The sequence below is a fragment of the Trichococcus flocculiformis genome (genome assembly GCF_900113645.1).
GTDB classification, from domain to species: Bacteria; Bacillota; Bacilli; order Lactobacillales; family Aerococcaceae; genus Trichococcus; species Trichococcus flocculiformis.
In genome coordinates, this window is sequence record NZ_FOQC01000083.1 from 1 (window position 1) to 5598 (window position 5598).

Here is a 5598-nt window from a genome sequence, read left to right on the forward strand (position 1 = left end):
TCTGTCACTGCTGAACAGAGCAGCGTACTTATCTTCAATGACTGACCAGGGAATCGAATCTGCTTTTTTGACCCAACGGTTTTCTGGGTTCATCGTAAGGCCCAATGGCTGATCGAAGTCATAAATGGTTAATTGCCGATTCGTCTGCTTTTTGTACATTTTCATCGCCTCTTTGTATCATTTTTGAAAAAAGTGCACGGGTTTTTGGTATTTCCCTCTGGAATCCATGCATCTATTATACCAAAAAACAGCTAAAAACGCTGTTGCGATAAGGTTTGTTAATTATTCAGTAGACATTATTTAGGAGGCATTTCTATGTGGGGATTTTTGATTTTTTTAATTCTATAATTCGCTGTGAATAGATGCACATGGTTTTGCATAAAGAAATTTCTGGCGTGACAGAAAAAAGTACAATTTTAGGTTTCCAACAGTCTGTTAGCGTTCCATTCTTTTGTCACGATGTAATGGGAGCGTTTGACTTTATCAGTATATCAGAATATGTAAAATATATGAACGACAAACTATTATATTTTGGTTTTCTGCAATTATATTAGTATTCATCCTGACTCTATTTGAGTATGTAATGAAAAATATCAACTCCGATTTATAGGAAGCTTATCAATAAAAATAGCCATACATCCTACATTCCCGAAACACCTAACTATGATTTAATAAAAACAAGCTAAAACCGTTGATATTAATGTGTTTTATCTTAGTTATACATAAAATACACAACTAGATGCATTAAGCCTCTAAATACTATCCAAGCGTGGATTTAGCGGGTTTTTCACTTGTTCCTAGTTATGTTTTAGCGGGAATCCATGTTACATGGATGATGTTTTTCATCTGCTCAACAATATTACCTATAACTGGCGTAAAATATTTTCTCAAATGCGCTTTTAATTCGGTCAATAGTAGTTCCACCTTGGCGTTACTACATAAATCTATAAACAGAAACGTTGTTATATCAATTTTTCGAACTCATTCTCAAGGTGCGAAAGTTGAGTTTATAGTAGCTCAGTTTTTTAATGGAATAAAGCAAATGATAGTTGAGAGCAAAGCGAAAAGAAATCTTGTTAAAAAGGAGAAAAAAATAAAATGATTAAAGACTTTCATAGATACATTCCAATATTAGCGGGATGCATGTTTATAATTATTTTGGCAAAAGATAAAATCAGTTCTTCATTTTTTATCGGAGTCTGTACAGTGTACATTGTAATAGTTTCAATTATGATTTACAAAAGTGGGGAAAATTTAAGAAAAAAAAGAAATTAAATGTGTGGCTAGCAAGAGCAAGAGGCTGTTTAATTTCTGTAATAATTGTATTATTGCTACTTAAATTTTTTTAAAGAAACTTAACCGTGATTAGATAAGGAAAGAGGAGAGATTTACATGATTGAAGTGTCTAATCTAACAAAAAAATACAATAATGTCGTAGTACTAGACAACATATCTTTTTCAGTCACTGACACATGAAGAACGGGCAAAAAAATAGGATTATTAGCAACTCTAATCTGGATGTGTGTGGGAGGGAAAACATTGATTAAACATCTTTTCGACAATATACATCTGTATCTAAAAGATTTATTTTTTATATTTACCGACTTTATAATAGTGGCATTCTTTATATACAGTATCAGTGCAACACCTTCAATTTTACTTTTACTGTTACTATTAATCAGTCTTTTTAACCTTTTCAAAAAAATTTCGAGATTAAAGTTAAAGTTGAGGGAAATATAGAGAACGAACTTTTTAACCGATTTTATAAAGTTCAACCGATAATAAAAATTCTTGATGAAAAGATGTGTAATCTAAAATGAAGACAAAAGACAAAAAGAATTACCTTAAAAAGGCTAAAAATTGGAATATGGTGTTATTAGTTTTGAAAGCTCTGGGGCTGCTCACATCAATTATAGGGCTAGCGGGAGTCTTAAATCCTGACAAATCGCTCTACACAGAAGCCGTCTACGGATCTTCAGCCACGCAATTATATGAACAAGCAAATAGTATAGGAACAAAAGCTTATGCCGTTATTGGCGTAATCATCTCGATTACAATCCTGATTATGCTCATCTCTGCACATAAAAAACTAAAAGAAGGCGTCGCAACTGCAAAAACGCCTTACTACCTCCATTTAATTTGGCTAGTAACTGGGATTATTTATTCCTTGCTGTTCACTCCCAAAATAGAAATTCAGGGATTTGCCGAATTTGCCAGCATGATCTCTATTGTTAGCATTGGTCTACAAGAGCTTGTTTCCCTACCAGCGATTTTGTCCATAATCTACCTATTTAAAGCCGAAACTGAGGCGTAAGAAATGAAGAGAAACAAGGCAAAGGATGAACACGCTAATAAAAAAGGTTTTAAAATGAAACCACTATCTAAAAAGAAGCGCATAATCATTAGTTTCGTATGGGGGATAATCGGCATTTTAGCGATCAGTACGGCATTTTTTTTCAAACAAAAACAGCAGCAAGAACCTGCAGTGGCTTCCTATGACGCGGTAACGATAAAAAAAGCCGATGATTTAATCTTTAATGGATCTGTCGCGGCTCAAAATGTAGAGGAATTCTATTTTGATCAGACAAAGGGCGAGGTTTCTGACATTTTAGTAACCAATAATCAAGAGATCAGTGCAGACACGGTGGTTTTGGTCTATCAAAACGAAACCGTACAAGATCAAATAATGGAACAGCAACAAACGCTCGATAAACTAACTTTAGCGGTGAATAATGCACAAGAAAATCTGGACAATACTTATGTGAAAAAACAAAACATTCAAAATAGTTTGAATGAAGCATTCAATACATTCAATAATGCAGATGCCGATTCAATGGAAGGTCAAACCATTCGCCAAGAAGAACAAGCTAAAATGGATCAGTATAAAGAAGCTATTTCTTCTCAGGAAGAAGTCATCTCACAAGCCCAGCAGGCACTGGATTCCGCAAACTTGGATTTATCCACTTCCACTCAAAACATGGAACTTGCCAAGAATAAAATTACAACAAATGTAGCAGCAACAACTGATGGAACCGCCATTGTGGAACCTAAAGGGAAAACAAATGCGAGTGTTCCCGTTATTAGAATTTTAGGTAAGGACACAATCATAAAAGCATTAGTTTCCGAGTATGATTACAGACACTTAGCAACAGATCAAGCTGTGGAAATCCAATTGCTGAACAGTAATAAAAAAATTGCAGGTACGATTACAGAAATCAGTATATTGCCGGAATCTACGGCTACTGAGGGGACTGCAACTGCACAATCTAATGTGGCAAATTATTCCTTCAAAGTAAAACCATCAGAAAACTTACAATATGGGTATAGTTGCCAAATTTATGTGCCCGTTAATGAACTGCGTATACCCGAAAAGGCAATCCTGAACGAAGACGAGAAGCAATATGTCTTTGTTTACTCCAAAGGAACTGTCAAAAAACAACCCATCCTGGCAGAAAATAGAGAGGGTGTTTTTGTTGTTACAGAGGGATTAAAAGAAAAGGACCGAATCATTTCCAATCCATCCCAAGATTTAAAAGACGGCCAAGAAGTGATGGTGAATTAGATGATCAGTTTGGTTAATGTGAATAAATACTATCAGAACGACGAAGAACGCCTGCATGTCCTAAAAAATATCAATCTGGCGATTGCTCCAGGTGAAATGATTGCCATCATGGGTCCATCTGGCTCAGGAAAATCAACCTTAATTAATTTACTGGGATTCATCGATAAACAATTCGAAGGACAGTACTTATTCGAGGGAAAGGTTTTATTGACTTCTTCGGATGAAATCCTCTCAAAAATTCGTAATCAAACTGTAGGTTTTGTATTTCAAAATTTCAGCTTGATCGAAAATAATACTGTTTTTGAAAACGTTGAATTACCCTTGCTTTACAATGGCTATAAATTTCACCAAACAAAAGAAAAGGTAATGGCTGTTTTGAAGAAAGTGGGTCTTTCCGATAAGGCGGATAAACACCTGAAACAGTTATCAGGCGGCCAACAGCAGCGCGTGGCAATTGCCAGAGCGTTAATTAACCAACCTAAATTCCTCATCGCAGACGAACCGACGGGGGCATTGGATTCGCATACTTCTGAGGAGATTATGAAGTTATTTGTGGATTTGAATACCCAAGATCAGGTTACGATTATTCTCGTTACACATAACCCTGATATGGTCCCGTATTGTTCAAGATTAATAAGTATTCGGGATGGTGAGATTATTGAAGACAAGGCGTTACGCCCATGAACATATATGTTAATTGGCGAACCGCTACTAAAGCAATCTTAAAAAACAGAAAACGAAGCCTGTTAACCATATTTGGCATTGTGATTGGGATTGCCTCCGTCATCACTATTTTATCAATCGGCCGCGGATTTGAGAAAGAAACGTTAAGGAATTTAACCAATGGTGAATCGGATGAAGTGAACATACAAGTAAATTATGCCCCAAGTAACGATAGTCTGAGCTACAGCAGTTTGGATTATTTCACTGATGTGGACATTGCAACCGTAAAGCAAGTTGAGGGAGTGAAATCCGCAAATTACCCTGACCCCGATTATTCGAACATTTATAAAGGCATTTACATCAAGGGTAAAAAACAAAATAAGCAGGTTTCTTTAATAAATGATCTGGGTAAGGATCCCGTTATCGGACGCCAGCTGACCGCTTATGAAAATGAAACACTGGATAAAGTAGCTATGATAGATTCCGTTACCGCAAAAGAGATGTATGGAAGTGCTGAGAACGCATTGGATCGTGGCATTGAATTAGATAGCCATCTATTTAAAATAATCGGGATTTATCAAGGCTCGGAGTCAGAAAGTCTGTTTTCTATGCCAGAAAGCAACATTCAAATTCCCAAAAAAACTTATCTGCACTATTTCAATGATACGGCTGAAAAATCTTCCTTGACCGTAACCTTAGAAAAAGGGGTGTCTCCTAGTTCCGTGACGACGGATGTGATTGAACAACTCAAGGAAAAGGGCGCAATGAAAGCCTTTGGTGAGTATCAAGTATTCGACACCGCCTTATTAACTGACGGGATCAGTAAAATCCTCCGCACAATCACCGTATTTATTTCCGCTGTTGCCGGAATATCACTTTTTATTGCAGGTGTAGGCGTAATGAATATGATGTACATTTCTGTTTCAGAAAGGACAAAGGAGATTGGGATTCGGCGTGCGCTGGGAGCGACCCAAAATTCCATTCGGATGCAATTTCTTTTGGAGGGAGTCACACTGACCTTGTTTGGAGGGGTTGTGGGCTATATTGTAGGGATCAGTTTGGCTTACATCATTGGATCCATCATTGATATTCCAATTTCAATTGAATTTTTCACTGTGTTTTTAGCCATAAGTGTATCGACTGGGATCGGTTTGATTTTTTCTGTCATGCCTGCTTCAGCAGCTGCTAAAAAAGACCTGATTGAAACATTAAGATAATCCAAGCGGTGCCATTTGTCAGCGTCAAGTAGAATTGAACAGTTAACGCCAATTAATTTTGAACACTTTCGCTCACAAACATGCTCTGGCGATGCTTCATACGGTAGCTGGCTTCATTCATGTGAACGACCTCCGCTCGATGCAGAATACGGTCTA

4 protein-coding genes and 1 pseudogene are annotated in these 5598 nt (G+C 36.8%); 4 read left to right on the plus strand and 1 reads right to left on the minus strand.

Features of this window, described 5'->3' with window-relative positions:
• Window positions 1-159 (minus strand): annotated as a pseudogene (locus tag BMZ71_RS15410) (IS5/IS1182 family transposase); the annotation flags it as partial.
• A gap of 1657 nt (window positions 160-1816) precedes the next feature.
• On the opposite strand from BMZ71_RS15410, the gene BMZ71_RS14265 reads away from it, so the two are divergent.
• From BMZ71_RS14265 to BMZ71_RS14280, 4 genes are read left to right on the plus strand one after another with little or no spacing between them, the layout of a single operon-like run.
• Window positions 1817-2314 (plus strand): hypothetical protein, encoded by a 498-nt coding sequence (locus tag BMZ71_RS14265; RefSeq protein WP_086990875.1) that lies wholly within the window; start codon window positions 1817-1819, stop codon window positions 2312-2314.
• A gap of 3 nt (window positions 2315-2317) precedes the next feature.
• Window positions 2318-3562 carry an efflux RND transporter periplasmic adaptor subunit gene (locus BMZ71_RS14270; protein ID WP_086990876.1) on the plus strand — a complete coding sequence of 415 codons (1245 nt, stop codon included), beginning with the start codon at window positions 2318-2320 and terminating at the stop codon, window positions 3560-3562.
• Window positions 3563-4246, plus strand: coding sequence for an ABC transporter ATP-binding protein (locus tag BMZ71_RS14275; protein WP_086990878.1), 684 nt, complete (start codon window positions 3563-3565; stop codon window positions 4244-4246). It begins immediately after the preceding gene.
• Window positions 4243-5442, plus strand: coding sequence for an ABC transporter permease (locus BMZ71_RS14280; RefSeq protein ID WP_086990880.1), 1200 nt, complete (start codon window positions 4243-4245; stop codon window positions 5440-5442). Before BMZ71_RS14275 ends, BMZ71_RS14280 begins: the two co-directional genes overlap by 4 nt.
• Window positions 5443-5598 lie beyond the last annotated feature (156 nt).

Coding starts and splice junctions, on each gene's coding strand:
- BMZ71_RS14265 (WP_086990875.1), top strand. CDS start 1,817: ATGAAGACAAAAGACAAAAAGAATTACCTTAAAAAGGCTAAAAATTGG.
- BMZ71_RS14270 (WP_086990876.1), top strand. CDS start 2,318: ATGAAGAGAAACAAGGCAAAGGATGAACACGCTAATAAAAAAGGTTTT.
- BMZ71_RS14275 (WP_086990878.1), top strand. CDS start 3,563: ATGATCAGTTTGGTTAATGTGAATAAATACTATCAGAACGACGAAGAA.
- BMZ71_RS14280 (WP_086990880.1), top strand. CDS start 4,243: ATGAACATATATGTTAATTGGCGAACCGCTACTAAAGCAATCTTAAAA.